The sequence below is a fragment of the Xanthomonas sp. NCPPB 1128 genome, assembly GCF_001043115.1.
Taxonomy (GTDB): Bacteria; Pseudomonadota; Gammaproteobacteria; order Xanthomonadales; family Xanthomonadaceae; genus Xanthomonas_A.
Genome location: NZ_LFME01000001.1, coordinates 345,375 through 370,187, shown reverse-complemented (window position 1 = coordinate 370,187; position 24,813 = coordinate 345,375). Strand labels below are relative to the sequence as shown.

The 24,813-nt window shown below is 70.2% G+C and carries 22 protein-coding genes and 1 pseudogene; 9 read left to right on the top strand and 14 right to left on the bottom strand.

The features are described 5' to 3' along the window. Positions 1–306 precede the first annotated feature (306 nt). From ACP93_RS01500 to ACP93_RS22480, 6 genes and pseudogenes are all read left to right on the top strand, one after another. Complete coding sequence (locus ACP93_RS01500) at positions 307–948, top strand: methylthioribulose 1-phosphate dehydratase (RefSeq protein ID WP_048489073.1); 642 nt, start codon at positions 307–309, stop codon at positions 946–948. Positions 949–1,042: 94 nt separating this feature from the next. Further along, positions 1,043–1,609, top strand: coding sequence for a 1,2-dihydroxy-3-keto-5-methylthiopentene dioxygenase (locus ACP93_RS01495; RefSeq protein WP_048489072.1), 567 nt, complete (start codon positions 1,043–1,045; stop codon positions 1,607–1,609). A gap of 3 nt (positions 1,610–1,612) precedes the next feature. Continuing rightward, positions 1,613–2,311 carry an acireductone synthase gene (gene mtnC / locus ACP93_RS01490; protein ID WP_048489071.1) on the top strand — a complete coding sequence of 233 codons (699 nt, stop codon included), beginning with the start codon at positions 1,613–1,615 and terminating at the stop codon, positions 2,309–2,311. A 32-nt stretch (positions 2,312–2,343) separates the two neighbouring features. Further along, on the top strand, positions 2,344–3,435 hold the full coding sequence (locus ACP93_RS01485) for a C13 family peptidase (protein WP_048489070.1): 1,092 nt from the start codon (positions 2,344–2,346) through the stop codon (positions 3,433–3,435). 418 nt (positions 3,436–3,853) lie between these two features. After that, a pseudogene (locus ACP93_RS01480) lies at positions 3,854–4,616 on the top strand (transposase). A gap of 45 nt (positions 4,617–4,661) precedes the next feature. After that, the gene (locus tag ACP93_RS22480; protein ID WP_343123105.1) at positions 4,662–5,033 is read left to right on the top strand and encodes an STY0301 family protein; all 372 of its coding nucleotides are present in this window, start codon (positions 4,662–4,664) and stop codon (positions 5,031–5,033) included. Positions 5,034–5,260: 227 nt separating this feature from the next. Here the strand turns inward: ACP93_RS22480 and ACP93_RS01475 are convergent, their stop codons facing one another. The 10 genes from ACP93_RS01475 to ACP93_RS01430 all read right to left on the bottom strand — a co-directional run bounded on the left by ACP93_RS01475 (position 5,261) and on the right by ACP93_RS01430 (position 14,406). Continuing rightward, positions 5,261–6,844 carry a calcineurin-like phosphoesterase C-terminal domain-containing protein gene (locus ACP93_RS01475; RefSeq protein ID WP_048489155.1) on the bottom strand — a complete coding sequence of 528 codons (1,584 nt, stop codon included), beginning with the start codon at positions 6,842–6,844 and terminating at the stop codon, positions 5,261–5,263. A gap of 77 nt (positions 6,845–6,921) precedes the next feature. Next, entirely contained in the window at positions 6,922–7,545 is a 624-nt protein-coding gene (gene hisIE, locus ACP93_RS01470; protein WP_048489069.1) for a bifunctional phosphoribosyl-AMP cyclohydrolase/phosphoribosyl-ATP diphosphatase HisIE, read from the bottom strand. Next, a complete protein-coding gene (gene hisF, locus ACP93_RS01465) occupies positions 7,535–8,311 on the bottom strand; it encodes an imidazole glycerol phosphate synthase subunit HisF (protein ID WP_048489068.1) in 777 nt (258 codons plus the stop codon). Before hisF ends, hisIE begins: the two co-directional genes overlap by 11 nt. Next, the gene (gene hisA / locus ACP93_RS01460; RefSeq protein ID WP_048489067.1) at positions 8,305–9,039 is read right to left on the bottom strand and encodes a 1-(5-phosphoribosyl)-5-[(5-phosphoribosylamino)methylideneamino]imidazole-4-carboxamide isomerase; all 735 of its coding nucleotides are present in this window, start codon (positions 9,037–9,039) and stop codon (positions 8,305–8,307) included. Before hisA ends, hisF begins: the two co-directional genes overlap by 7 nt. Continuing rightward, complete coding sequence (gene hisH / locus ACP93_RS01455) at positions 9,036–9,638, bottom strand: imidazole glycerol phosphate synthase subunit HisH (RefSeq protein ID WP_048489066.1); 603 nt, start codon at positions 9,636–9,638, stop codon at positions 9,036–9,038. Before hisH ends, hisA begins: the two co-directional genes overlap by 4 nt. A 58-nt stretch (positions 9,639–9,696) precedes the next feature. Then, the gene (hisB, locus tag ACP93_RS01450; RefSeq protein WP_048489154.1) at positions 9,697–10,770 is read right to left on the bottom strand and encodes a bifunctional histidinol-phosphatase/imidazoleglycerol-phosphate dehydratase HisB; all 1,074 of its coding nucleotides are present in this window, start codon (positions 10,768–10,770) and stop codon (positions 9,697–9,699) included. Beyond that, on the bottom strand, positions 10,767–11,867 hold the full coding sequence (gene hisC, locus ACP93_RS01445; RefSeq protein ID WP_048489065.1) for a histidinol-phosphate transaminase: 1,101 nt from the start codon (positions 11,865–11,867) through the stop codon (positions 10,767–10,769). The genes hisB and hisC overlap by 4 nt, the downstream gene beginning before the upstream one ends. Then, a complete protein-coding gene (gene hisD / locus ACP93_RS01440) occupies positions 11,864–13,159 on the bottom strand; it encodes a histidinol dehydrogenase (RefSeq protein ID WP_048489064.1) in 1,296 nt (431 codons plus the stop codon). Before hisD ends, hisC begins: the two co-directional genes overlap by 4 nt. Continuing rightward, entirely contained in the window at positions 13,156–14,070 is a 915-nt protein-coding gene (gene hisG / locus ACP93_RS01435) for an ATP phosphoribosyltransferase (protein WP_048489063.1), read from the bottom strand. The genes hisD and hisG overlap by 4 nt, the downstream gene beginning before the upstream one ends. Positions 14,071–14,079: 9 nt before the next feature. Next, entirely contained in the window at positions 14,080–14,406 is a 327-nt protein-coding gene (locus ACP93_RS01430) for a YerC/YecD family TrpR-related protein (RefSeq protein ID WP_048489062.1), read from the bottom strand. Between the two features lie 212 nt (positions 14,407–14,618). On the opposite strand from ACP93_RS01430, the gene ACP93_RS01425 reads away from it, so the two are divergent. Beyond that, positions 14,619–15,812 carry a hypothetical protein gene (locus tag ACP93_RS01425; protein WP_228135926.1) on the top strand — a complete coding sequence of 398 codons (1,194 nt, stop codon included), beginning with the start codon at positions 14,619–14,621 and terminating at the stop codon, positions 15,810–15,812. A gap of 125 nt (positions 15,813–15,937) precedes the next feature. On the opposite strand, the gene hisS is transcribed toward ACP93_RS01425, so the two are convergent. Next, a complete protein-coding gene (gene hisS / locus ACP93_RS01420) occupies positions 15,938–17,338 on the bottom strand; it encodes a histidine--tRNA ligase (RefSeq protein ID WP_048489061.1) in 1,401 nt (466 codons plus the stop codon). A gap of 111 nt (positions 17,339–17,449) precedes the next feature. Here hisS and ACP93_RS01415 point away from each other — a divergent pair, with 111 nt between their 5' ends. Both ACP93_RS01415 and ACP93_RS01410 read left to right on the top strand, forming a co-directional pair. After that, entirely contained in the window at positions 17,450–18,205 is a 756-nt protein-coding gene (locus ACP93_RS01415) for a Crp/Fnr family transcriptional regulator (RefSeq protein WP_048489060.1), read from the top strand. Between the two features lie 300 nt (positions 18,206–18,505). Beyond that, positions 18,506–18,820 (top strand): hypothetical protein, encoded by a 315-nt coding sequence (locus tag ACP93_RS01410; protein WP_048489059.1) that lies wholly within the window; start codon positions 18,506–18,508, stop codon positions 18,818–18,820. Between the two features lie 34 nt (positions 18,821–18,854). Here ACP93_RS01410 and thrC read toward each other — a convergent pair whose 3' ends face one another. The 3 genes from thrC to thrA form a co-directional block, all read right to left on the bottom strand. Beyond that, positions 18,855–20,156: a threonine synthase gene (gene thrC, locus ACP93_RS01405; protein ID WP_048489058.1), complete on the bottom strand. Its 1,302-nt coding sequence runs from the start codon at positions 20,154–20,156 to the stop codon at positions 18,855–18,857. Between the two features lie 904 nt (positions 20,157–21,060). Then, a complete protein-coding gene (locus ACP93_RS01395; RefSeq protein ID WP_082143337.1) occupies positions 21,061–22,020 on the bottom strand; it encodes a homoserine kinase in 960 nt (319 codons plus the stop codon). A gap of 5 nt (positions 22,021–22,025) precedes the next feature. After that, positions 22,026–24,539, bottom strand: a complete 2,514-nt coding sequence (thrA, locus tag ACP93_RS01390; protein WP_048489056.1) for a bifunctional aspartate kinase/homoserine dehydrogenase I — start codon at positions 24,537–24,539, stop codon at positions 22,026–22,028. Positions 24,540–24,813 lie beyond the last annotated feature (274 nt).

Below are 24,813 nucleotides of genomic sequence, written 5' to 3'. Positions count from 1 at the left end.
CTCATCCGCCCCTGCGGGGCACCTTCTCCCGACGGGAGAAGGGAAGCGCCAGAGCCCCTCTCCCCCCGGGAGAGGGGTTGGGGTGAGGGTACGGGTGCGAAGCGCACGCGGCGTTTTGGCTGCACGAGGCTTCGCCCGGACCCTCATCCGCCCCTGCGGGGCACCTTCTCCCGGCGGGAGAAGGGAAAAACAGAGCCCCTCTCCCTCCGGGAGAGGGGTTGGGGTGAGGGTACGGCGCGAACAGGTGCTACTGGGTGCACCATCACCTGTCATCCCAATCCAGCCATCAAGCCCTAAACTACGCGCATGAACGCACTGCCTTACGATTCCGAGCGCCTGCGCACGCTGGCGCACCTGCTGATCGACAACATCCGCGAGCTCTCGCAGTCCGGCTGGACGCCCGCCACCAGCAGCAACTTCTCGCACCGCCTGGACGATCGCCATGCGGCGATCACCGTCTCCGGCCGCGACAAGGGCCGGCTGGTGGAGGACGACATCATGGTGGTGGACTTCGACGGCCAGGCCGTCGGCCGGCCGCTGCGCCCGTCCGCCGAAACCTTGCTGCACACCCAGCTGTACCGGCGCTTCCCGGAGGTCGGCTGCATTCTGCACACGCATTCGCCGGTGCAGACCATCGCCTCGCGGCTGTATGCGCCGCAGGGCCACATCCGCCTGGAAGGCTACGAGCTGCTGAAGGCGCTGCACGGCAACCAGACCCACGAGACCGCGGTGGACCTGCCGGTGTTCGCCAACACCCAGGACATGACCGTGCTGGCGGCGCAGGTCGACGCCCTGCTCGACCGCACGCCGCTGTGGGGCTACCTGATCGACGGCCACGGCCTGTACGCCTGGGGCCGCGACATGGCCGAGGCGCGCCGCCACCTCGAAGCCTTCGAATTCCTGCTGCACTGCGAGCTGGAGCTGCGCAAGCTGCGCGCCGCCGGCTGATCCGCCGCGGCGCGACAGCGTTCCAGCGCCGCAACGGCCGCCGGCCGCGCACCTGCTACCCTTTTCATCCCCACTGCCGCTTTCGCCCGCCGCCATGAGCCGACTCCGCATCTTCGCCGACACCACTCCCGACACGCCGCTGTTCGACAGCCGCGAGGGCGACGCGATCGCCGCCGAACTGCGCAAGATCGGCGTCACCTTCGAGCGCTGGCAGGCCAACCAACCGATCGAGGCCGGCGCCACGCCAGAGGCGGTGATGGCCGCCTACAAGGCCGACATCGACCGCCTGGTGGCCGCCAACGGCTTCAAGACCGTGGACGTGGTCAGCATCGCCCCGGACAACCCGCAGCGCGAGGAGATGCGCAAGAAGTTCCTCGACGAGCACTTCCACAAGGAAGACGAGGTGCGCTTCTTCGTCGCCGGCTCCGGCCTGTTCACCCTGCACGTGGATGGCAAGGTCTACGAGATCGAGTGCGTGCAGAACGACCTGATCGCGGTGCCGGACGGCACCCACCACTGGTTCGACATGGGGCCGGAACCGCGCTTCGTCGCGATCCGCTTCTTCACCGAGCCGGATGGCTGGGTCGGCCACTTCACCGGCACCGACATCGCCCAGCGCTTCCCGCGCTACGAGGCGAAGCTGCGCGGCGAGGCGCACTGAGCGATGACCGATCCACGCGTCGTTCTCACCGACATCGAAGGCACCACCAGCAGCATCTCCTTCGTCAAGGATGTGCTGTTCCCTTACGCGCGCCGCGCCCTGCCCGGCTTCGTGCGCGAGCATGGCCAGCAACCGCAGGTGCGGCAGTGGCTGGACGCGGTCGCCACCGAATGCGGCGGCATCTGCACCGATGCGGTGATCGTGGAGACCCTGCAGGGCTGGATCGACCAGGACCGCAAGCACACCGCGCTGAAGGCGCTGCAGGGCATGATCTGGGACGCCGGCTACCGCGATGCCGACTTCACCGCGCACATCTATCCCGATGCCGCGCCGGCGCTGCGCCGCTGGCATGCCGACGGCCGCGCGCTGTACGTGTACTCGTCCGGCTCGGTGCCGGCGCAGAAGCTGTTCTTCGGCCACAGCGATGCTGGCGACCTGCGCGCGCTGTTCTCCGGCTGGTTCGATACCGAGATCGGCGGCAAGCGCGAGCAGCCCAGCTACGCGCGCATCGCCGAGGCGATCGGCGTGGCACCGGCGCAGATCGTGTTCCTGTCCGACGTGGTCGCCGAACTGGATGCGGCCCGCGCCGCCGGGCTGGACACGGTGCTGATCGATCGCCGCGACGATTACCCGCAACCGCGCCAGGGCGAGGCCTGCAACGGCCACCGCCGCGCGGAGAGCTTCGCCGACCTGGGCTTCTGAGCCCGCGCATGCGCAGGCCCGTCGCTGTCTTGATGGCCGCTTTGGCGGCATTGCAGCGCCCGCTCGCCGTGGTGCGCGGCCGGCTGCTGCTGGCCGCCCTGCTGGCGCTGGCGCTGCCCGCCTGCCATTCCGACGCCGGCGCCATGCCGGCCGGCGCGGCCGACACCGCGCAGGACGAGGCGGCGCAGGACCCGGTCGACCAGGCGCAACTGCGGCAGGCGCTGGGGTCGCTGCAGCCACAGCGCCCCGGCATTCCCGACCTGTACGTGGTCGGCTTCGCCGGCGACGCCAGCGAGGACGTGTTCCGCAACGAGGTGCTGTACCTGCGGCAGCTGTTCGCGCAGCGCTTCGGCGCCGCCGGCCGCATCGCCACCCTGATCAACCACGGCGACAATCTCGGCGCGCATGCCTACGCACCGCAGGCGTCCTACGACAACCTGGCCGATACGCTGGAACGCGTCGGCAAGCTGATGGACAAGCGCGAGGACGCGTTGCTGCTGTTCCTGACCAGCCACGGCACCGACCAGCACGAGCTGTATCTGCAGTTCGGTCCCGGCGAGGATGCCGAGTACGACACCATCACCCCGCAGGAACTGCGCCGCCTGCTCGACGACGCCGGCATCCGCAACCGCATCATCGTGATCTCGGCCTGCTACTCCGGTGGCTTCGTGCCGGCGCTGAAGACCGCCGACACCCTGGTGATCACCGCCGCGCGCCGCGACCGGCCCTCGTTCGGCTGCGGCAACACCGCCAGCGCCACCTATTTCGGCCGCGCCTGGCTGATCGATGCGCTGGCGCACACCACCGATCTGGTCGACAGCTATCGCCTGGCCAGTGCCGAGATCAGCGCACGCGAGCAGGCCGAAGGCGAGGCGCCGTCGTATCCGCAGCTCTACGTGGGTGCGCGCATCGGGCAGTGGCTGCAGCGCTGGCGCGCGCAGTTCCCGAACGCCGCCGCACCGCCCTATCCGTATCCGGAGCCCGAGGCGGACGACACAGCGACTGCGACCGATGACGAACCGGACCTTGCGCCCGGGGCCACGCAAGCCACTGCTCCCCCGACGCCCGCAAGACAGGCGCTACCGCCACCGACCGCCACTCCCCCACGCAGTGAGCCACCCTGATCGGTCGAGCAGCGCCGGTACGGCCCCATCCGCGGCGGCCCCGACGATCGGTGTGCCTGACAGGGCCTAGAGCAGGCGTCCGTAGCGAACAATAGATGAGAGTGATTCGCGTTCGATCGTCGATCGCATACGGCCGCTACACTGCGCCCCGCAGCAAGCCCGCCAGCCTTTCGCCAGCCAGCTGCGCACCGATCCGCCCGCCAGCCTTCGCTCGCCAGCCAGGATCCTCTCGTTTCATCGGCCTCCTTCATGGAGGTTTTTTTGTTTCATGCCGACTCCGGACAGGCAGCCGCCGGACCGTGCCGCAGCGATGGTTCACAGCCGTCTCAACAGGTCGATGAGGTGGGTGTTCGGAGCAATCGCCGGGCCTGGGGCGTGTCAAGAACCTGGAGTTCACGCGGCTATCTATCGTAGGCGGATGAGGCCGCCACGCCCCTCTGCAACCCCCGTCTCCGATGAAGAATGGGCCTTCGCCGCGCCCTACCTGGTACTGATGCATCCGCAGGCACGGCAGCGTGCGCTTGATGTTCAACGCATTGCGCTGGATGACACGCGCTGGGGCGCCCTGGCGCTTGATGCCCGATGAGTTTCCGCCGTGGGAGATGGTCTACGAGCAAACCCAGCGGCGGTTGCAGGCTGGCCGCTTTTGAGGCCATGGTCAGCGACTCGCGTTCGATCCTGCGGGTGGCGCAAGGCAAGCAAGGACAGCGCTGCGCCGTGATCCTGGATGGCCGAACGCTGCAGTCCACCTGCGAAAGCGGATCAGCGCCGGCTACGATGGGTGCAACCACAAGAAAGGCTGCAAGGTCCCTATGGCGGTGGCCACTTGTTGGCAGCAGGAGCGCGCGCAGGTGCGATCGCTGGCGCAGGACGTTCAACATGTCGCGGGCAAGACGGTGAAACCCGCTTTCGTCGATCAAGACTACACGGGGCAAAGCCCGGCCGAAGCGGCACAGGAGGAAGGCAGCGAACTGCATGTGCTAAAGCTGGCGGAGGCCAAGAAGGGCGTTGTGCTGCTGTCGCGTCGCCGGGTTTTGGAGCCCAGTTTCGGTTGGGTCGATCGGTTCCGGCGCCTGGCCCGTGACGACGAACGCCTGCCGGAAACCCTTGCAGGACTCCACGTCGTCGTCCTCACCATCCTCATGCTCGGAAACGCTGCTTCTCTACTCCCGAGTTCATAACACGCTCCAACGCTGTCGGCCGAAGCATTCTGCGATGGGGCGCCCATGGCAACTCAAACAATGGAAACGACTTCTATGTCATTGAGCAAGCAAATTGCCGCGCTTCTCCTTTGCCTATTGGGCTGCAGCAGTGTGCTCGCCGCGCCTTCCGTCTGCCCCATGCGACAGAATCAGCCACTTCGCTACATCGATGCATTCGATGGAGAACCACAGGACCTCGCAACGCTCGAACCTGACGTGGCAAAGGAACGATACGGCCACTGGGTTCTCGGCCACATCTACGATGAGGGCCGGTTCGTCACCCTACGCTGCAAGTACGCGGACAAACAAACGCATGATGTAACGCTGACGAAACGCGTGGAGCAGTGCAGCTATTCGATCAATACAAAAAATGTCCTTCGCGTAACGTGCAAATGAGAGTCGGCTCGGCTCTTGGCACGGTGCGCCGGACTGGCGTTCGCCAATGCCATCGCCGATCAGCTCACCGGCTTCATCGCCGACTACACGGCCGGTTCCACTTCGACTTCTGCGCGCAGTGCGCGGCGCCCAGCGCACGCGCATGCCGGGCACCGCCCAGATAGCGGTCGAAAGAACCTGGATCGCGATCGGGCTGGTGTCGCCAGGCCGCGACGCCAGTGCCGCGATCAGGGAGAGGCGTCCTGCAAGCGGTAGCGACCGCTGGCGTGCTGCTCGCCACGCCAGCGGTCGAACGCGCGGACCTCGATGCGGTGCGCGCCCACGTTCAGGTCGGTCGGCAAGGCACCGCGCCACAGGTGCTGCGAAGGAGTCGCTTCCGGCGACCGATCGTAGCCGCGCAGCGCGTCGGCGGCATCGTCGCGCGCGTTCTCGGCGAGCAGCGCCGGGTCGGGCTGTTCGACGCGCTGCATCGGCTTCCAGGCGCCGTCGTCCACGCGGTACTCGACGCGACTGTCGTCCTCGCCCATGTACACGTTCGCGTACACGCCCCAGGCCGGATAGGCGCCGCGGCGCAACACCTTCGGCGCATGCAGGCCGATCTGCGTGTCGTCGGCGGCTCGCGCGGCGTGGTAGGCCAGCGCATAGTCGCCGTCGCGGCGCACGGTCAGCAACGCATAGCCGTTCGGGGTGCCGTCGGCCATGGTCGCGGCGGGAATGCCCTCTGCATCCTTGACCCCGGACCAGAACGCGCCGCAGGCCGCGCCGACGTTGTATTCGTGCAACGGCTGCGCGCCGTGCCAGCCCTCGTCGGCACCGTGGTAGTAGTGACGCTGGGTGTGGCTGTGGCCGCTGAGCACCAGCACGTGCGGGAAGGCCTGCAGCAGCGCGAACAGCCGCGCCCGGTCGACATGCCGGAAGGTCTCCTTGCCGGGCGCCGCGTCGAACAGCGGGATGTGCAGGCCCAGCACCACCAGGCGGTCCTTGGGCACGCCGGCCAGGTAGGCCTGCAGGAATGCGAACTGGTCCGCGCGCAGGCCGCCGATGTACTTGGGCTGCTGCGTCGGCTGGTAGACCACGTCGTCCAGGAACACGAAGCTGGCGCCGCCCTCTTCCACCGCGTAGGTATCGGGGCCGTAGACCGCGCGCCAGCTCGACAGCGAATCGACGTCGTCGGTCGCATCGAAGTTGAGGTCGTGGTTGCCGGGCACGTGGAACCACGGCACGCCGAGCTTGGCGGTTTCCGCATTCAGCGCCGGATACAGCGACAGGTCGTCGCTGACCACGTCGCCCAGGGTGGTGCCGATGCGCGCATGGGTCTTGCCGCGCAGCGGCTCGACGATGTCGCGGGCGTAGTAGCCGACGTCGGTCATCGATGCGGTCTGGGTATCGGCGAACACCAGCACCTCGGTGCTGTCGGCCTTAGGTTGCGCGCGCAGCGCGAAATCCCAGTGGTCGGTGGCACCGCTGGTCGGCGCGATGCCCGGGTACTTGAGCTTGGGCGAGCCGGCCGGTGCGTAGTGCCGCCAGTAGTCCGGCAGCCCGTTGCCGGCGCTGGCGAAGCTGTAGCCGTCGGGCTTGATCACGAACACCGTGCGGCCGGGTTCCACCTGCAGGTGGTAGCGACCCTGCGCATCGGTGCGGACGATGTGCACGCCATCGGAGACCTGCACGCCGGCGATGCCGATATCGCCCGCGCCGCGGCCCGGGGCGTTGTCGCGTTCCTGGTAGACGCTGCCGCTGATCGTCGTGGTCTGCGCCAAGGCGGGAGCAGCGGCAGCCAACAGGCAGGCGAGGACGACGGTGCGCAACATGCGGAACATCCGGGGAAGCCGAGGACCCCCGATTGTAGCCAGCTATGCCGACGCAGCGATGACCGCGTCGGGTCGGCTCAGCGGTGCCGCGCTTCCAGCACCGCCACCGCATCGGCCAGGCCCAGGCCGCGCGCGCGCAGCAGCACGGTCAGGTGGTAGAGCAGATCGGCGGACTCGCCGAGCAGTTCGTCGTCGCCCTGGGCGACGCCGGCCAGCGCGGTCTCCACGCCCTCCTCGCCCACCTTCTGCGCGATGCGCCGCGTGCCTTTCTCGAACAGCTGCGTGGTGTAGCTGCCGGCCGGCCGTTCGCGCTCGCGTTGCGCGACCAGGCGATCGAGCGCGCCAAGGAACTGGCCCGGTGCCTGCGGGAAGCAGCTGTCGCGGCCGAGGTGGCAGGTCGGCCCCTTCGGATGCGCCAGCACCAGCAGGGTGTCGCGGTCGCAATCGGTGTCGATCGCCACCACCTCCAGGACGTGGCCGGAGCTTTCGCCCTTGGTCCACAGCCGCTGCTTGCTGCGGCTGTAGAAGGTGACCTGGCCGCTGCGGCGCGTGGCCGCCAGCGCCTCCTGATTCATGTAGCCCAGCATCAACACGCGCAGGGTCGCGGCGTCCTGCACGACCACCGGCAGCAGGCCGTCGCCCTTGCCCCAATCCAGCGCCGCGTCGGCGACGTTTGCGTCGTCGGAGTGTTCATGCGCCATCGCGCACCTCGATCTGTTGTTGGCGCAGGAAGCGCTTGAGTTCGGGAATGGCGATCGCGCCGCTGTGGAACACGCTGGCGGCCAGTGCGCCGTCGACGTCGGCGCGCTCGAACACGTCGGCGAAGTGCTGCATTTCGCCGGCGCCGCCGGAGGCCACCAACGGCACCTTGCACAGGGCGCGCACTTCGTGCAGTTGGGCGATGTCGTAGCCGCGGCGCACGCCGTCGCTGTCCATGCAGTTGAGCACGATCTCGCCGGCACCCAGGCGCTGCGCCTCCACCACCCAGTCCAGGGTGCGCATGCGCAGCGCCTGGGTCTTGCTCGGGTCGCCGGTGAAGCGGCGCACGCGCCACTGGCCGTCGTCCTCGCGGATCGAATCGATACCGACCACCACGCACTGCACGCCGAACGCCTCGGCCAGCTCGGCGATCAGCGCCGGCCGCTCCAGCGCCGGCGAATTGATCGAGATCTTGTCGGCGCCGGCGTGCAGCACCGCGCGCGCGGTGGCGACTTCGCGGATGCCGCCGGCCACGCAGAACGGGATGTCCAGCAACCGCGCCACCTTCTCGACCCAGGCGTAGTCCACCGAGCGCCCTTCCGGGCTGGCGCCGATGTCGTAGAACACCAGTTCGTCGGCGCCCTGGTCGCGGTAGCGCAGCGCCAGTTCGGCGATGTCGCCCATGTCCACGTGGTCGCGGAACTTGACGCCCTTGACCACGCGCCCCTCGCGCACGTCCAGGCACGGGATGATGCGCCGGCTCAGCATGCCAGCGCCTCGTCCAGGCGCAGCCGCCCTTCCAGCAAGGCCTTGCCGAGGACGGCACCGGCGCAGCCGGCCTCGCGCGCGCCGCGCACGTCGGCGGCGTTGCGGATGCCGCCGGAGGCCTGCACCGCCAACGCCGGCGCGAGCTGGCGCAGGTGCGCGTACAGCGCCAGGTTCGGCCCGGACAGCATGCCGTCGCGGGCGATGTCGGTGCACAGCAGGTGGACCAGCCCGGCCGCGGCGTACTCGCCGGCCAGCGCGTCCAGGCTCAGCGACGAGGTCTCGGTCCAGCCGTGCACCGGCAAGCGCCACACGCCGTGCGCGTCCTGGCGGCTGTCCAGCGCGACGGTGATGCGGTCGGGCCCGAACTCGGCCAGCCATTCCAGCACCGAGTCGCGATCGCGCACCGCCAGCGAGCCGATCAATACGCGGCTGGCGCCGGCATCCAGCAGGTGCTGCACGTCGGCGCGCGAGCGCACGCCACCACCGGTCTGCACCTGCAGCCCGGTCTCGCTGCGGATCCGCTGCAGCAGCGGCGTCAGGGTGTAGCCGCCGGCACGGGCCGCGTCCAGGTCGACCAGGTGCATCCACTGCGCGCCGGCCTCGGCGAAGGCCTGCGCACGGCGCAGCGGATCGTCGCCGTAGTGGGTCTCGCGGGCGTAGTCGCCCTGCGCCAGCCGCACCACGCGGCCGTCGCGGATGTCCAGGGCGGGATAGACGACGAAGCTCATGGGAAATCGGTCTCGAGGAAGTTGCGCAGGATGCGCGCGCCGGTGTCGGCCGAGCGCTCGGGATGGAATTGCGCGCCGCAGCGGCGGCCATGCTGCACCACCGCGGTGAACAGGCCGCCATGGTCGCAGGCGGCGACGGTGTCGGCGGTGACCGGCGCGGCATAGCCGTGCACGAAATAGGCGCTGGCGCCGTCCGGCACGCCCGCCAGCAGCGGCGAGGGCTGCAGCGGCAGCAGTCGGTTCCAGCCCATGTGCGGCACGCGGATGCCCAGCGCCGGCGGCATCCGCCGGACCACGCCGGTCAGCAGGCCCAGGCAATCGACATCGCCCTCCTCCGAGCGCTCGAACAGCAACTGCATGCCCAGGCAGATGCCGAGCAGCGGCACTTGCAGTGCGCGCAACGGCTCCACCAACCCCTGCTCGCGCAGCCGCGCCATCGCATGCGGCGCGGCGCCGACGCCAGGCAGGATCACCCGCTCCGCGCCCTGCAGGCCGGTCGCGTCGCGGACCAGCCGCGCCTCCACGCCCAGCCGCTCCAGCGCATAGCGCACCGAACCGAGGTTGGCGCCGCCGGCGTCGATCAGCGCGACCGTGCTCATCGCGGCCTCCGCACGCAGGCGCCGTCCCGCTGCGCGCCGCCAGCCGGCACGCGCCCGCTCACAGCACGCCCTTGGTCGACGGCAACGCCGCGCCCTCGCGGCGCAGCGCCTGGCGCAGGGCACGCGCCAGCGCCTTGAAGCAGGCCTCGACCTTGTGGTGGTCGTTGTCGCCACGCACGCTCAGATGCAGGTTCAGCCCGGCCGCGTCGCACAGCGAGCGGAAGAAGTGCGGCACCAGCTCGGTGGGCATGTCGCCGACCCGCTCGCGCTTGAACTCGCCTTCGAACACGAAATACGGACGCCCGCTGAAATCCAGCGCCGCGCTGGCCAGGGTCTCGTCCATCGGCAGGGTGAAGCCGTAGCGGCCGATGCCGCGCTTGTCGCCCAACGCCTGGCGCAGCGCCTGCCCAAGGGCCAGGCCAGTGTCTTCGATGGTGTGGTGTTCGTCGATATGCAGGTCGCCCTCGGCGCGCACGTCCAGCGCGAAACCGCCGTGCTTGCCGATCTGCTCGAGCATGTGGTCGAAGAACGGCAGGCCGGTGGCGCAGTGCGGATCGCGCGCCAAGTCCAGGTCGAGTTCCACCGCGATGCGGGTTTCCTTGGTGTCGCGCTGCACCCGCGCGCGCCGCGGCGCATCGGCCAGTGCATGGGCGATGCCGGCCCAGTCCCACTCGCCGCCGAACTGCGCGGTGCGCAACTGGAAGCCGCGGATGCGCAGGTTCTCGGCGAACTGGATGTCGGTGACGCGGTCGCCGACCATCGCCGAGCGCGCCCAGTCGATGCTGCGGTCCTGCAGGTAGGGCAGCATCAGGCCGATGCCGGGCTTGCGCGTGGGCGCGTTGTCGGCCGGCCAGCTGCGGTCGATCAGGACTTCGCGGAACACGATGCCCTGGCTGGCAAAGATCTGCAGCATCAGGTCGTTGGGGCCGTCGAAGGCGGCCTGCGGGTAGGCCTCGCTGCCCAGGCCATCCTGGTTGGTGACGATGACGAACTGGTAGCCGGCATCGCGCAGCTTGAGCATCGCCGGGATCACGCCCTGCACGAAGCGCAGCTTCTCGTAGGCGTCAATCTGGAAGTCGGCCGGCTCCTCGATCAGGGTGCCGTCGCGGTCCACGAACAGGATTGGGGTCATGCCGCCGCCCTCCACGCCTGCAGCGCACCGAGCACGCGCTGGTTCTGCGCCGGCGTGCCCAGGGTGATGCGCAGCGCATCGCCCAGTCCCGGCGCGGCGCGCTGATCGCGCACCACCACCCCGGCCGCCAGCAGCGCCTGGAACGCGCCCTCGGCGTCGTCGAAGCGCAGCAGCAGGAAATTGCCCTGCGACGGATACACCTGGCGCACGCCCGGCATTGCCGCCAGCGCCGCCTGCATGCGCGTGCGCTCGGCGCGCACTTCCTGCACCCGCGCCGCGGTCTGCCGCAGCGGTTCGGGCTGCAGCGCGGCCAGCGCCAACTGCGTGCACGGCGCCGGAATCGGATACGGGGCCTGGCAGCGCCGCAGCACTGCGATCAGCGCCGGGTCGGCGATCACGCAGCCGATCCGCGCCGCCGCCAACGCGTGCGCCTTGGACAGCGTGCGCAGCACCGCCAGGTTGGCGTGGCGCGCCAGCAAGGTCGTGGCCGATGCCTCGTCGGAGAACTCGCCATAGGCTTCGTCCACCACCAGCACCGCACGGCCCTGCAGGCGCTCGGCGGCGCGATCGATGTCGGCCAGCGCGATGGCCGCGCCGCCGGGATTGCCCGGCGAACACAGGAACACCAGCTTGGCCATCTGGCTCAGCGCAGCCTCCACCACCGCGTCCACGTCGGTGAGCAGCCCCTCGGTCGTATCGCGCAATGGCACCTCGACCACGCGTGCATTCTGCAGCCGCGCGCACACCGCGTACATGCCGAACACTGGCGGGGTGATGACGATGGCGTCGCGGCCCGGCTCGCACAGGGCGCGCAGCAACAGATCGATCGCCTCGTCGCTGCCGCGGCCGAGCAGCAGCTGTTCCGGGGTGCAGGCGTACAGCTGCGCCAGTGCGGCGCGCAGCAACGGCGGCTGCGGATCGGGATAGCGGCGATTGCCGGCGTCGCCATCGGCGACATTGGCCCAGGCCGATTCGTTGGCGTTGAGCCAGACTTCGCCCTGCAGCGCACTGCTGCGCGCGGACGAGTAGCCGGCGAAGTCGCGCAGGTCCGGGCGGACCAGCGCCAACACGGCGCGCACGTCGGAGGTCGCGCTCATGCCGCCTTCTCCATGCGCAGCGCCACCGCATTGGCGTGCGCGTCCAGACCCTCGGCACGTGCCATCAGCACCGCGCAACCGCCGATCGTGGCGATGCCGTCGGCGCTGGCGCTCTGCACGCTGACGAAATTCTGGAAGCTGGCCACGCTCACGCCGCTGTAGGCACGCGCGGCGCCGCTGGTCGGCAGCACGTGGTTGGTGCCGCTGCAGTAGTCGCCCAGCGCCTCGGGGGTGTAGTCGCCGAGGAACACCGAGCCGGCGGCCTCGACCCGGTCCAGCCAATCGCGCGGCGCGCGCAGCGCCAGGATCAGGTGTTCCGGCGCATAGCGGTTGCTGATGGCGAACGCGTCTTCCAGTGTGTCCACGCGGATCAGCCGCGACGCGGCCAGCGCCTGCCGGGCGATCGCTGCGCGCGGCAGCGTCGCCAGCTGCCGCTCCAGTTCGCTCTCCTCGGCCTCGATCAGCGCGGCGCTGTCGGACAGCAGCAGCACCTGCGAATCCGGGCCGTGCTCGGCCTGCGACAACAGGTCGGCGGCAACGAAGGCGGCGTTGGCGCCGGCGTCGGCGATCACCAGCACCTCGGACGGACCGGCCGGCATGTCGATCGCCGCCGCGCCGGCCTGCGCCACCTGCTGCTTGGCCTCGGTGACATAGCTGTTGCCGGGGCCGAACAGCTTGTCGCAGGACGGCACGGACTCGGTGCCGAAGCCCATCGCCGCGATCGCCTGGGCGCCGCCGAGCTTGAACACCCGGTCGACCCCGCACAACGTCGCGGCGACCAGCACCGCCGGATCGGCCGAGCCGTCGGCGCGCGGCGGTGTGCACAGCACCACTTCGCGGCAACCGGCCAGCGCCGCCGGCACGCACAGCATCAATGCGGTCGACGGCAGCGGTGCGCTGCCGGCCGGCACGTACAGGCCGACCCGGCCGATCGGCCGCACCACGCGCTCGCAGACCACGCCCGGCGCGGTCTCGACCGCGTACGGCTGCGCCATGCCGGCGCGGTGGAAGGTGTCGATCCGCGCCGCCGCCTCGGCCATCGCTGCGCGCAACGGCGCCGGCACCGCCGCCTCGGCGGCGGTGAACTCGGCGGCGCTCACTTCGAAGGTGTCCAGGACCACGCCGTCGAAGCGCGCGGTGAGTTCGCGCAGGGCGACGTCGCCGCGGTTGTGCACCGCGTTCAACACCTGCGCCACCGCGTTGCGGGTCTGCTCGGCGACGCGCTGCACCGGCCGGGTCAGCGCCTGGGTCCGCTCCTGCGCGTCGAGCGCGCTCCATTCCAATCGATTCATGCCAGCGACCGCTCCACCGTCAACACCATCAATCCCTGCGCGCCCGCGCGCTCCAGTTCCTCCATGCGCTGCCAGGTGATCGCACCGTGGCACATGGTCTGCAATTGCAGCGGGCCATCGGCGTCGCTGGGCAGTTGCACCAGGGGTTCGGCATCGGGCAGCAGCCGCGCCAGGTCGGCGACGCGCTCGCGCGCGGCGCGGAACATCAGCAGCTTGCTGTCGCGCAGCTTGAGCACGCCGTCGAGCCGGCGCAGCAGCATCGCCGCCAGGCCGGCGCGGGCGTCGGCCGGTTCGCGCACCGGACCGGCCAGCACCGCCTCGCTCTCCAGCAGCGTCTCCACCGGCTTGAGCTGGTTGGCGGCCAGGGTGGCGCCGCTGGAGACCAGATCGCAGATCAGGTCGGCGGTACCCAGGCGCGGCGCGATCTCCACCGAACCGGACAGTTCCACCACCTGCGCGGCGATGCCACGCGCGTCCAGCCAGTCGGCCAGCACCGCCGGGTAGCTGGTGGCGATGCGCAGTCCCTGCACCTGCTGCGGGCCGCTCCACTCCCAACTGTCCGGCACCGCCAACATCAGCCGGCACTGCCCGAAGTTGAGCCCGCGCAGGGCGCGATACGCCTCGGGCAGGCCATTGCGACGGCGCTCGCCGGCCTGCTCTTCGAGTTCGTTGCGGCCGACGATGCCGAAGTCGCACACGCCATCGGCGATCAGGCCGGGAATGTCGTCGTCGCGGACCAGCAACAGGTCCACCGGCAACGATTCGCCATAGCAGAACAGCTTGTCGCGGCTCTCGCGCCAGCTCAGCCCGCAGGCGGCCAGCACCGCGCGGGCCGGCTCGGCCAGGCGGCCACTCTTCTGGATCGCGATACGCAGCCGGTCGCGGGCCGGTGCTGCCAGGGAAGCACTCATCAGGACATCTCAGTGGGAATCGGAGGGGCGCGCCGTCTGCCGGCGCAGCGCCGCGGCATAGCCGCCGGCGCCGTATTCCAGGGTCCGTGCGACACGGCCAATGGTGGTGACGCTGACCTGGGTCAGGTCGTGGATCTCGCGATACGGCACACCCTTGAGCAGCAGCGGTACCACCCGCCAGCGGTCGGCCATCGCCTCCAGCTCAGCCGGCGTGCACAGGTCCTGCAGGAACGCCGCCACTTCCTGCGGCTTGCCGAGCTGGGCCAGGGTGCGCGCCAACGCCTTGAACGAGGCGTCGCTGGCGCGGTCTTCTGCGGGGGCGGGACGTTGTTTCATTGCGCTAATGTAATAGCACGCTATTACAAGGTCAAGTTCGTCCGGGTGGTGCCGTCCTACCGTTCAGCCGACAGGTCGCCTGCCGGCCGTTCCGGCGCCCCACCCTGTGCGGCGCGCTCCGAGCCTTCGCGGACGCTACAGCTCGCACAGTTGGAAGGACCACCCGGCGACCGCTAGGATCGGCAACACGACCACCGCCCCTGGAACGCCGCATGCGCCATGCATGTTTTGCCAGCCTCGCCCTGTGCCTGGCGACGCACGCACTGGCGCAACCGCCGCCTCCGACACCTACGGCCGAGATGGCGACAAGCGGCGGCAGCGCGGTCGCCGCGGAAGACTTGCCGATCCGCTCCAGGGCCCAGCTCGAGACCTACCTGCGCGCCCACGCCGACCAGCGCACGCCACTGGACGCGCTCACGCCCGGCGCCCGCGAACGCTTTCTGGATAGCCTCGTCTTCGGTCGTAACGGCCTGGGCGGATTCGCGACGCAGGACCTGCCGAAGTTGACCCGCGCACAGGGCCGCGCATTACTGGCCCTGTTTGGGGTCGAACGCTACGCGGAGACTTTGCCGCGTTGGGCGACGCAGCCGCGCGTTGGCGATCCCGCCGGCCGGATCGGCGACCTGGAGCGCCGCTACAACCGCTACAACCGGAACCTGGACGGCATGGGCCATAGCGGGCGCGATCCCTGGCCCGCGTTGCGCAGCGCCCTGCCCGAGGCCTCCGACCGCGACGCCACCGCGCGGCTGGACGACGACGCGCTGGAGTTGCTGTATCGGGCGGTGGTCGCCACCTATGCGCTGCGCCCCACCCCGGCGGGACTGGATGCCCAACTGCAGGTACTGGCGCAGCTGCGCCGCCGTGGCCAGGCCAGTGCCGAGCAGGTGGATGCCGCCGGCAACGCGCTGCTGCTGGCGCATCGCGTGAAGGAAGCGCAAGACCTGCTGGCCGATGGCGGCAGCGCCGACTGGCCGCAGTGGCTGCGCTTCGACGACCGCCTGGGCGCATCGGCACAGGGGCCGACGCTATGGTCGCTGGACGCCGATGGCCGCACCCTGCGCCGGCAGCGGATCGATCTGCGGCCGCCGCAGATTCTGGTCACCGCCGGCTGCCATTTCGCCGCCGACGCCGCACGCGCCATCGCCGCCGATCCCGAGCTGGGGCCGGCGTTTCGCCGCCATGCGCTGTGGCTGACGCTGCCGCCCGGCCGCGAGGACATGGGCGCGCTGCGCGCCTGGAACCGCGCGCAGCCGCAGACGCCGCTGCACCCGCTCTACGACGTGGAGGAATGGCCGCTGCTGCCGCGCGAAGGCGCATGCCGACGTTCTTCGTGGTGCGCGACGGCAAGGTCGTCGCGCAATTGCAGGGCTGGCCGGCGGACGCTGGTGCGCAGCGCAGGGCACTGAAGGCAATGCTGCAGGATGCGGGCCTGCTGTAGGAGCGGCTTCAGCCGCGACAGGCGTTCCCGGTGATGCGTCGCGGCTGAAGCCGCTCCTACGACATCACCTGCACGCCGGCCGCCGCGACCGGCTCAGGCCATCACCTTGGCCTGCTCCAGTTCCACCTGCAGGGTACTGGCCAGTTCGTCGCGGGCGACCTCGAACTGCTGTTCGCGCAGCAGGTCCTTGACCGCGACCACGCCGCGCGCCAGTTCGTCGTCGCCGGCCAGCACCACGAAGCGGATGCCGGCGCGGGCCGCGTACTGGAACTGCTTGCCGATCTTCTTCGGCTCCATCTGCACTTCGGTGTTGATGCCGCCGGCACGCAGGCGCCGCGCGATGTCCAGCGCGTCGTCCAGCTTGGCCTCGTCCATCAGCGCCACCATCGCCTGCACGCTGCTGGAGGCGATGCCGTCGATCAGCCCGGCCTCGCGCAGCTGCCAGAACAGCCGGGTCAAGCCGATGGAGATGCCCACGCCGGGCAGCTTGGACTTGCTGTAGTGGCTGGCCAGGTCCTCGTAGCGCCCGCCCGAACAGATCGAGCCGATCTGCGGGTAGTCGGTCAGCAGGGTCTCGTAGACGGTGCCGGTGTAGTAGTCCAGGCCGCGGGCGATGGAGAAGTTGAGGCAGTACGCGGTCTCCGGCACGCCCAGCGCCTTGACCAGGGCCAGCACCTCGCGCAGCTCGGCCACGCCCTCGCGCAGGATCGCACTGGACGCCGCATCGGCTTCCAGCGCCTGCAGCCGTGCCAGCGCATCGTCGTGGCCGCTGGAGCGCACCGCGACGAAGTCGAGGATGCGCTGCACCTGCTCGGCCGGGATGCCGAAGCCTTCGCCGGCCAGCGTCTCGCGCACGTAGTCGGCGCCGCGCTTGTCCAGCTTGTCGACCTCGCGCAGCACCGCGAGCTGGCGCTCGCCCTCGGCCACGCCCAGGCTCTCGAAGAAGCCGCGCATCAGCTTGCGGTTGTTCAACTGCACGGCGAAGTCGCCGATGCCCAGTTCGGCAAACACCGCGTGGATCACCGCCAGCACCTCGGCGTCGTAGCGGATGCTCAGCGCGTCCTTGCCGATCACGTCGATGTCGCACTGGTAGAACTCGCGGAAGCGGCCGCGCTGGGCGCGCTCGCCGCGGTACACGCGCTGCATCTGGTAGCGGCGGAACGGGAAGCTCAGCTCGTGCTCGTGCTCGGCCACGTAGCGGGCCAGCGGCACGGTCAGGTCGAAGCGCAGCGCCAGCTCCGGCAGCCCGCCCTCGCCGCCCTCGGCGGCGGCATTGGCCAGCGCGCCGGTGGATTGCACGAAGTACACCTGGCGCTCGGTCTCGCCGCCGGACTTGGTCAGCAGTACGTCGGACAACTCGAACACCGGCGTTTCCACCGGCAGGAACCCGAACCGCTCGTAGTTGCGGCGGATGACGTCCAGCATGCGCTGGAACGCGATCTGCTCGCGCGGCAGCAATTCCATGATGCCGGGCGGCGTACGGGGCTTGATCACGTGCGGAACTCCTGCGATTCGGGGGCGAGCGGGACGCCAATTCTAGCCGCACCGGCCACGCCCGGCCGCATCGGCGTATCATTCGCCGGTGCCGAAGCCGCTGCCACGCCCATGAACAGGCCTCCTTCCGGATTCGCCCTGCCCTACGCCGAACCGGCCGCCCCGCGCGCGCCGCACGGCAACGAATGCCTGCATTGCGCGGTCCGCCACCTGGCGATCTGTTCGGCGCTGGCCTGCGACGAGGTGCAGGCGCTGGAGCGGGTCACCACTTCGCTGACCTACTCCGCCGGCGCTACCCTGGCGCGTACCGGCGAGGCGCGGCAGGCGGTCTATACCGTCACCGCCGGTGCGCTGCGCCTGGTCCGCACCCTCGCCGACGGCCGTCGCCAGGTGGCCGGTTTCGTGCTGCCCGGCGACTACGTGGGCCTGAGCGAATCGGCCAGGCACCGCCACGACATCGAAGCCATCGCCGACAGCCGGGTGTGCCGGGTGTCGGTGGCGCAGATGCAGCAGTTGCGCACCCAGTTCCCGCACCTGGAGCGCAAGCTGCTGCAGCGCGCCTGCCTGGAACTGGACGCGGCACAGGACGCGGCGCTGTCGCTGGCGCGACTGCAGCCGGCGGAGAAACTGGCCGATTTCCTGCTCAAGCTCGCTGCCCGCGCCGCGCGCCAGGGCGACGCCGGCAACAAGGTGGTGCTGCCGATGGGCCGCGGCGACATCGCCGACCATCTCGGCCTGACCATGGAGACGGTCAGCCGCACCTTCACCAAGTTGCGCCAGCAAGGCCTGATCGCGCTGCCGCAACTGCATGTGGTGGAGATCCGCGACTTCGCCGCGCTGCATCGGCTGGCGTCCGACGAAGACTGAGCGGACCGGCGTGGCGATTTTTTCGCCACGCCACCCCAGGCACTGACGCCACGCGGCGCACGGCCACTTATCCACAGGATTCCAGAGGAACGCTCCACATCGCGTGTGGACAACCGCGTTGTGCCCGCTGGCGGCCGACCGATCGCCTGTCTGCTGCCGCGTGCAGCACTGCCGCCGCGCCACCTCTGAACGCTTCAGCCGGCCTTCGCGGCGGCGGCGGCCGAGCGGCATAGACTGCGTGCGCAAGACACCTGCGGCGCCGCCGCGGTGCCGGTGGGGGGGACCACTCGGAGGGCCACTATGGCCGTCGCCATCGAGATGCAACACGCCTCGCGCGCCTGCGTGATGCTTGACCGCGAGCGCGAACTGGAGTTCTGGAAGGCGCATTTCGCACACAGCCCATTCCATCAGCCCGGTTACACGTTCCACGACTACGAGCCGGCGCTCAAGCTGGCCTACGACGCCTACCTCAAGTACCACGGCCAGCGCGTGGAGGACGTGGTCGCGCAACTGCGCGACGTGTTCCTGCGCGACCATCCGCGCTCGCGCCTGGACTGGCTGCAGGTGCGCGGCATCGTCCTGGCCGCCTGGCAGCGGCTGCAGCCCACCGATTGAGCCGGCAGGTGCGCAGCCGCCGCCCGCGCCCCACTCAACCAGCGAGCAGGCGCGCGCGCAGGGCCGCGTAGTCCGGCGCGATCGGCTCGGCCTGCGCCGGCCGCTGCAGCAGCGCCGCCAGGGCCGGCGGCACCGGCACCGGCTGCCCGATCAGCGGCTCCACCACCCCTTCGAACTTGGCCGGATGCGCGGTCGCCGCCACCGCCCAGTCGCCGGCATCGGCCTCGGCGCCCTCGGCGCGCAGTTGCTGCAGCACGTGCAGCGCGGTGGCGGTATGCGGGCAATGCACCTCGCCGTAGCGGCGGAACCGCTCGCCGATGGTCTGGCGGATCTGCGCATCGTCCACCGAGTACGCCTGGAACTGGGTGCGCAAGGTGGCGTCGTCGCCCTGGTACAGCCAGCGCAGGCGCTCGACGTTGCTCGGCGCGCCGACGTCCATCGCATTGGCCAGGGTCGCCACGCTGGGCTGCGGCGCGTAGTCCGCGCCGGCGAAGAAGTCCGGCAGCACGCGGTTGGCATTGGTCGCCAGCACGATCCGGCCCAGCGGCACGCCCAGCGCACGCGCCAGGATCGCGGCCAGCGCATTGCCCAGGTTGCCGGTGGGCACCACCAGATTCAGCGGCTGCGCATGCGCGGCATGGTGCTGCAGTGCTGCGTGCGCGTAGTAGCTCATCTGCGGCAGCAGGCGCCCCAGGCTGATGCTGTTGGCCGAACTCAACGGTGCCTGCGCCTGCAGGTCGGCGTCGTTCAGCGCCTGCTTGACCAGCGTCTGGCAGTCGTCGAAGGAGCCAGCCACGCGCAGCGCATGGATGTTGTCGCCGAAGCAGCCCAGCTGATGCGCCTGGCGCGGCGACACGCGCCCGTCCGGATACAGCACCACCACGCGCAATCCGGGCTGGCGATGGAACGCCGCCGCGACCGCGGCGCCGGTATCGCCGGAGGTGGCGACCAGGATGGTCAGCGGGGTCGCCGCATCGCGCCGCAGCCGCGCCAGGCAGGCGGCCAGGAAGCGCGCGCCGAAGTCCTTGAACGCCGCGGTCGGGCCGTGGAACAGCTCCAGCGCATGGTCGCCGGGCGTGGCCAGCGGCTGCAGCGGTGCGGCAAAGTCGAAGGCTTCGGCGCAGATCGCGGGCAGTTCCGTGGCCAGTGCATCGCCGGCGAAGAACGGCGCCAGCAGCTCCGCGGCGGTCTCGGCGAGGCTGGCGCCGGCACGCAGGTCGCGGGCGGCGGGCATGCGCTCGGGCACGTACAGGCCACCATCGGGGGCGAGGCCGGCAGCGATGGCCTGGCTGAGCGAGACGGGGGGTGCGGCGTGACGGGTGGAGATGAAGTTCATGTTGGTTCCGGTGGCAGGGGAATTCGGTCGCACTGGCATTCTCGGCTTTGGCTGTTGCTTTGGCTGTTGCTCTAGCTGTTGCTGTTGCTTTCGCTGTTGCGCTTCTGCTTCACCCGGGGCCCCCTCGGCGCGGCAGCCGCGGCGGGCGAGTACCCGAAGGGCGACGCGCAGGATGCGCGTCGTTTTTCGCCGGCACATGGATGTGCCGTCGAAAAATGCCCGTCGTGGCTGCGGACCCGGAGCGCGTAGCGCGGAGGGCGCGCTGCGGGGTGTGCTTTCTTTTGGTTACTTTTCTTTGCACAAGCAAAGAAAAGTGACTCGCCGCCAGGCGAAAGCTGTTGCTGCTGATGCTTTTTCCCTATCGGACGAGCGGAACTTGTAGGAGCGGCTTCAACCGCGACCTAGCCGATGGACGAGCACCTGTCGCGGCTGAAGCCGCTCCTACATGGTCTTAAGCAACAACAACAGCAACGGCTTTCGCCCTTGCGGGCGAGTTACTTTTCTTTGCTCGCGCAAAGAAAAGGTAACCAAAAGAAGCGCTTTACCACAGCCGAAGGCTGGTCAAGCGCGCCCTGCCTTCGCGCCCTCCGCGCTGCGCGCTCCGGGTCCGCGTCCATCACGGGGATCCGCGGAAGGGGCATCCTGCCCCTGCCGCGGACGGCGTACATCCATGTACGCCGCCCTTCGGGTGTTTCCCCGCGATGGCCGCCGCTTCGGAAGGGAACCCGGTACGGCAACAGCAACAGCAACAACAAGAGCAACGACCAGAGCAACAGCAACGACAACAGCTACTGCGACAGCAAAAGCAAAAGCAGATTCGAAATCAGCAACAGCAACAGCAACAATAGCGGCAGCGGCAGTAACGACAACAACAAAGGCGTCGACGCGCCGCGCCAACACTCCACTACAGCAACGTCGCGCCCGGACACTGCAACGGCGACACCCAGTGCTGGCTGCCAAAACCGACATCAGCGAAGGCCGCCTGGACCGCCGGGGCCGCGGCCTCGGCCTCGGCACGGCTGGCGAACCAGGCGAATACGCTCGGGCCGGCGCCGGAAATGCCCGCACCCATCGCCCCCGCGGCCAGCGCCGCCGCCTTGGCCGCGTCGAAGCCGACAATCAGCGGCGCGCGCCGTGGCTCGATCAGCACGTCGCGCAAGCCGGCGCGTACCAGTGCCTCATCGCCGGCATGGCAGCCCGCCAGCACCAATGCCAGGTTCGCGCTCTGCGCCACGAACTCGCCAAGCCGGTACTCGCCGGCCAGCGCCGCGCGCGCGTGGCGGGTCTCCAACGTCGCGTCCGGATGCACCAGCAGGCTGTGCCAGCCGCTCGGCACCGGTACCGGCACCATCCGCTCCAGGGTCGACAGCACCAGCCCGCCGAGCAGCATCGGCCCGAGATTGTCGCCATGGCGGCTGCCACTGGCCACCGCCTCGCCGTCCAGCGCGTAGCGATACAGCTGATCGCGCGACAGCGGCGCCTCGAGCAAGGCGTTGGCCGCCACCAGCGCGGCCACGCACGACGCGGCCGAGCCGCCCATGCCGGAGCTGAGCGGGATGCCCTTGTCGATCTCCAGTTCGAAGCCGAACGGCAGCGCCAAGGCCTCGCGCAGCGACATCAGGGCGGCGCCGGCGGTGTTGCGCGCGGCCTCCAGCGGCAAGGCCACGGTGGTGCCGCGGATCGCGACGATGCGCACCTCGGGCGCATCGATGCGGCGCACCGTCACCGTGTCGCCGACGCCCTCCACTGCATAGCCCAGCAGGTCGAAGCCCACCGCCACGTTGGCCACCGAGGCCGGTGCGAACGCACGTGCCTGCGCCGGCAGCGCGGCGGTGCCGATAGCAGCGGCCGGCAGCGTCTGCATCCGGCTCACAGGCGCGCGCCCTCGCCCGCCGCCACCCGCAGCAGGTCGGCGAACACGCCGGCGGCGGTCACTTCCGGGCCAGCGCCCGGCCCCTGCACCACCAGAGGATTGGCGCAGTAGCGGCGGGTGGTGAACTGCACCACGTTGTCGGTGAGGCGCAGGTTGGCGAAGGCATGGTCGGCCGGCAGCTCCACCAGGCCGACGCTGGGCGCATGCCCCGGCACCAGCCGCGCCACGTAGCGCAGCACGCAGCCGCGCGCCTTGGCCGCCTGCAGGCGTTGCGCGAAGGCGGCATCGACTTCGTGCAGGCGCGCCATGAAATCGTCCACGCTGGCCTGGCGCAGCGCTTCCGGCACCAGGCTTTCCACCGCCACGTCCTCCAGGCTCAGTTCGTGCCCGGCCTCGCGCGCCAGGATCACCAGCTTGCGCGCCACGTCGGTACCGGACAGGTCGTCGCGCGGGTCCGGTTCGGTGTAGCCCATGCCGCGCGCCTCGGCGACCAGTTGCGCGAACGGCACGCTGCCGTCGTACTTGTTGAACAACCAGGCCAGGGTGCCGGAGAAGATGCCTTCGATCGCGGTGACGGCGTCGCCGGTATCGACCAGGTCGCGCAAGGTGGTGATCACCGGCAGGCCGGCGCCGACCGTGGCCTCGTAGCGGAAGCGCGCGCCGCTGGCGGCGGCCGCGGCGCGGATGGCGTGGAAGCGCGGCAACGGCCCGGCGCCGGCCTGCTTGTTCGGGGTCACCACATGGATGCCGGCGGCCAGCCAGCCGGCGTAGCGGTCGGCGACGTCGGCGCTGCCGCTGCAGTCGATGATCACCGCATGCGGCAGATGCGCCGACAACAGGTGCGCAGTGAACGCGTCCAGATCGGTCGGCTGCTGTCCGGCCGCCAGCGCCTGCCGCCAGTCGCCGGCGAAGGCACGCGGCTCCAGGCGCATCGTGCTGCGCGAGGCCACCGCGCGCAGGCGCAGGTCGAGGTTGGCCTTGGCCAGCAGCTGCGGCTGCGCCGCACGCAACTGGTCCAGCAGCGCCGCGCCGACGTTGCCCGGCCCGATCACGCCGACCGAGAAGGTCTGCGGCGACAGCCAGAAGCCGGCATGTGCGGCGCGCAGCGCCTTGGTCGCATGCGCGCTGTCGATGGCCACCGAGATGTTGCGCTCGGACGAGCCCTGCGCGATCGCCAGGATGTTGACCTGGGCGCGGCCCAGCGACTCGAACAGGCGCGCGGCCACGCCGGGCTGCCCGGCCATGCCGTCGCCGACCGCGGCCAGCACGCTGATGCCGGTGGTCAGCTGCACGCGCTGCACCTGGCCCACCACCAGCTCGTGGGCGAAGGCCGAGAGCACCGCGTCGCGGGCGCGCTCGGCCTCGTTCTGCCGCACCACGCAGCAGATGGAATGTTCGGACGAGCCCTGCGAAATCATCACCACCGACACCCGCGCATTGCGCAGCGCGGCGAACACGCGCTCGGCGGTGCCGGGCACGCCGATCAGGCCGGTGCCTTCGAGGTTGAGCACGGCCAGATCCGGGCTCAGCGTCAGCCCCTTGATCGGCCCGCTGGTGGCGCTGCTGGCGGTGATGCGGGTGCCCGGATGCTCGGGCTGGAAGGTGTTGCGGATGATGATCGGCAGGCCGCGCTCGATCGCCGGCGACATGGTCTGCGGGTGCACCACCTTGGCGCCGAAGTACGCCAGTTCGCAAGCCTCGTCGTAGCTGAGCGTCTCCAGTTGCACCGCTTCGGGCACCACCCGCGGGTCGGCCGAGAGCACGCCGTCGACGTCGGTCCAGATGTGCAGCTCGGCGGCGTCGAACAGCGCGGCGAAGATCGCGCCGGAGTAGTCGCTGCCGTTGCGGCCGAGGGTGGTGATGCGGCCGGCGCGGTCGCGGGCGACGAAGCCGGTGACCACGATGCGTTGCTGCGGATGCTCCGCGCGCCATTGCGCCAGGCGCTGCGCGCTGGCGGACCAGTCCACGTCCACGCCCAATTCGCCGCGGTCGACCACCAGCACCTCGCGCGCGTCCAGCACCGCGCAGTCCTCGCCCAGCGCACGCAGGTGGTCGCCGAGCAGCTGCGCCGAATACACCTCGCCCAGCCCCTGCACGCGGTCCAGCACTTCGCGCGGCAACTCGCCGATCACCGCAAGTGCGGCAAGGATCTCGGCCAAGTGTTCGAAGCGCGCGTCCAGCCATTCCACCGTGGAGCCGGCATGCTCGCCGAGCAGGGCCACCGCCGCGGCGCGATGGCGGGCGCGGGTCTCGTGCCAGCGCTCGCGCCAGTCGCCGTGGCCGCGCGCAGCGAGCTCGGCCAGGCCGATCAAGGCATCGGTGACGCCCTTCATCGCCGAGACGACGGTGACCTGGAGACGTTCCGGGCGCGCCAGCAGCAGTTGCGCCACATGGCGATAGCGTTCGGCATCGGCCACCGAGGTGCCGCCGAACTTGTGCACGACAGTGGCGGCGGCGAGCGCGGGATCTACAGCGGATTCAAGCGAAGCGGCGACAGCAGGGGGCGACATGGGAGACCTCGGAGTGGAGGCCCCGCTCGCATCAGGCCGAGGGATTCCCCCGCATCCTGATCCGGGTGCGGGGCCGTGGTGTTCGACGATCAGGCGAAGACGACGGGCCGCACCGGGCGAATGGTGAGGGTGGTAATACCGGTGGTAATGCCCGCAGCCACTGCCGCCGCGTGCCGAGGCGAACGCGAAAGCGAGAGGGCGGTGTGGGCAAGGACCTGAGGCATGGACGCAAGAGGACATCATGCGCCGGGGCGCTGTCAAGCGCCGCGTGTGC

Excerpts from the sequence above, each read along its gene's own strand:
- ACP93_RS01500 (WP_048489073.1), top strand. The coding sequence starts at position 307 with ATGAACGCACTGCCTTACGATTCCGAGCGCCTGCGCACGCTGGCGCAC.
- ACP93_RS01495 (WP_048489072.1), top strand. The coding sequence starts at position 1,043 with ATGAGCCGACTCCGCATCTTCGCCGACACCACTCCCGACACGCCGCTG.
- mtnC (WP_048489071.1), top strand. The coding sequence starts at position 1,613 with ATGACCGATCCACGCGTCGTTCTCACCGACATCGAAGGCACCACCAGC.
- ACP93_RS01485 (WP_048489070.1), top strand. The coding sequence starts at position 2,344 with ATGGCCGCTTTGGCGGCATTGCAGCGCCCGCTCGCCGTGGTGCGCGGC.
- ACP93_RS22480 (WP_343123105.1), top strand. The coding sequence starts at position 4,662 with ATGGCAACTCAAACAATGGAAACGACTTCTATGTCATTGAGCAAGCAA.
- ACP93_RS01475 (WP_048489155.1), bottom strand. The coding sequence starts at position 6,844 with ATGTTGCGCACCGTCGTCCTCGCCTGCCTGTTGGCTGCCGCTGCTCCC.
- hisIE (WP_048489069.1), bottom strand. The coding sequence starts at position 7,545 with ATGGCGCATGAACACTCCGACGACGCAAACGTCGCCGACGCGGCGCTG.
- hisF (WP_048489068.1), bottom strand. The coding sequence starts at position 8,311 with ATGCTGAGCCGGCGCATCATCCCGTGCCTGGACGTGCGCGAGGGGCGC.
- hisA (WP_048489067.1), bottom strand. The coding sequence starts at position 9,039 with ATGAGCTTCGTCGTCTATCCCGCCCTGGACATCCGCGACGGCCGCGTG.
- hisH (WP_048489066.1), bottom strand. The coding sequence starts at position 9,638 with ATGAGCACGGTCGCGCTGATCGACGCCGGCGGCGCCAACCTCGGTTCG.
- hisB (WP_048489154.1), bottom strand. The coding sequence starts at position 10,770 with ATGACCCCAATCCTGTTCGTGGACCGCGACGGCACCCTGATCGAGGAG.
- hisC (WP_048489065.1), bottom strand. The coding sequence starts at position 11,867 with ATGAGCGCGACCTCCGACGTGCGCGCCGTGTTGGCGCTGGTCCGCCCG.
- hisD (WP_048489064.1), bottom strand. The coding sequence starts at position 13,159 with ATGAATCGATTGGAATGGAGCGCGCTCGACGCGCAGGAGCGGACCCAG.
- hisG (WP_048489063.1), bottom strand. The coding sequence starts at position 14,070 with ATGAGTGCTTCCCTGGCAGCACCGGCCCGCGACCGGCTGCGTATCGCG.
- ACP93_RS01430 (WP_048489062.1), bottom strand. The coding sequence starts at position 14,406 with ATGAAACAACGTCCCGCCCCCGCAGAAGACCGCGCCAGCGACGCCTCG.
- ACP93_RS01425 (WP_228135926.1), top strand. The coding sequence starts at position 14,619 with ATGCGCCATGCATGTTTTGCCAGCCTCGCCCTGTGCCTGGCGACGCAC.
- ACP93_RS01415 (WP_048489060.1), top strand. The coding sequence starts at position 17,450 with ATGAACAGGCCTCCTTCCGGATTCGCCCTGCCCTACGCCGAACCGGCC.
- ACP93_RS01410 (WP_048489059.1), top strand. The coding sequence starts at position 18,506 with ATGGCCGTCGCCATCGAGATGCAACACGCCTCGCGCGCCTGCGTGATG.
- thrC (WP_048489058.1), bottom strand. The coding sequence starts at position 20,156 with ATGAACTTCATCTCCACCCGTCACGCCGCACCCCCCGTCTCGCTCAGC.
- ACP93_RS01395 (WP_082143337.1), bottom strand. The coding sequence starts at position 22,020 with ATGCAGACGCTGCCGGCCGCTGCTATCGGCACCGCCGCGCTGCCGGCG.
- thrA (WP_048489056.1), bottom strand. The coding sequence starts at position 24,539 with ATGTCGCCCCCTGCTGTCGCCGCTTCGCTTGAATCCGCTGTAGATCCC.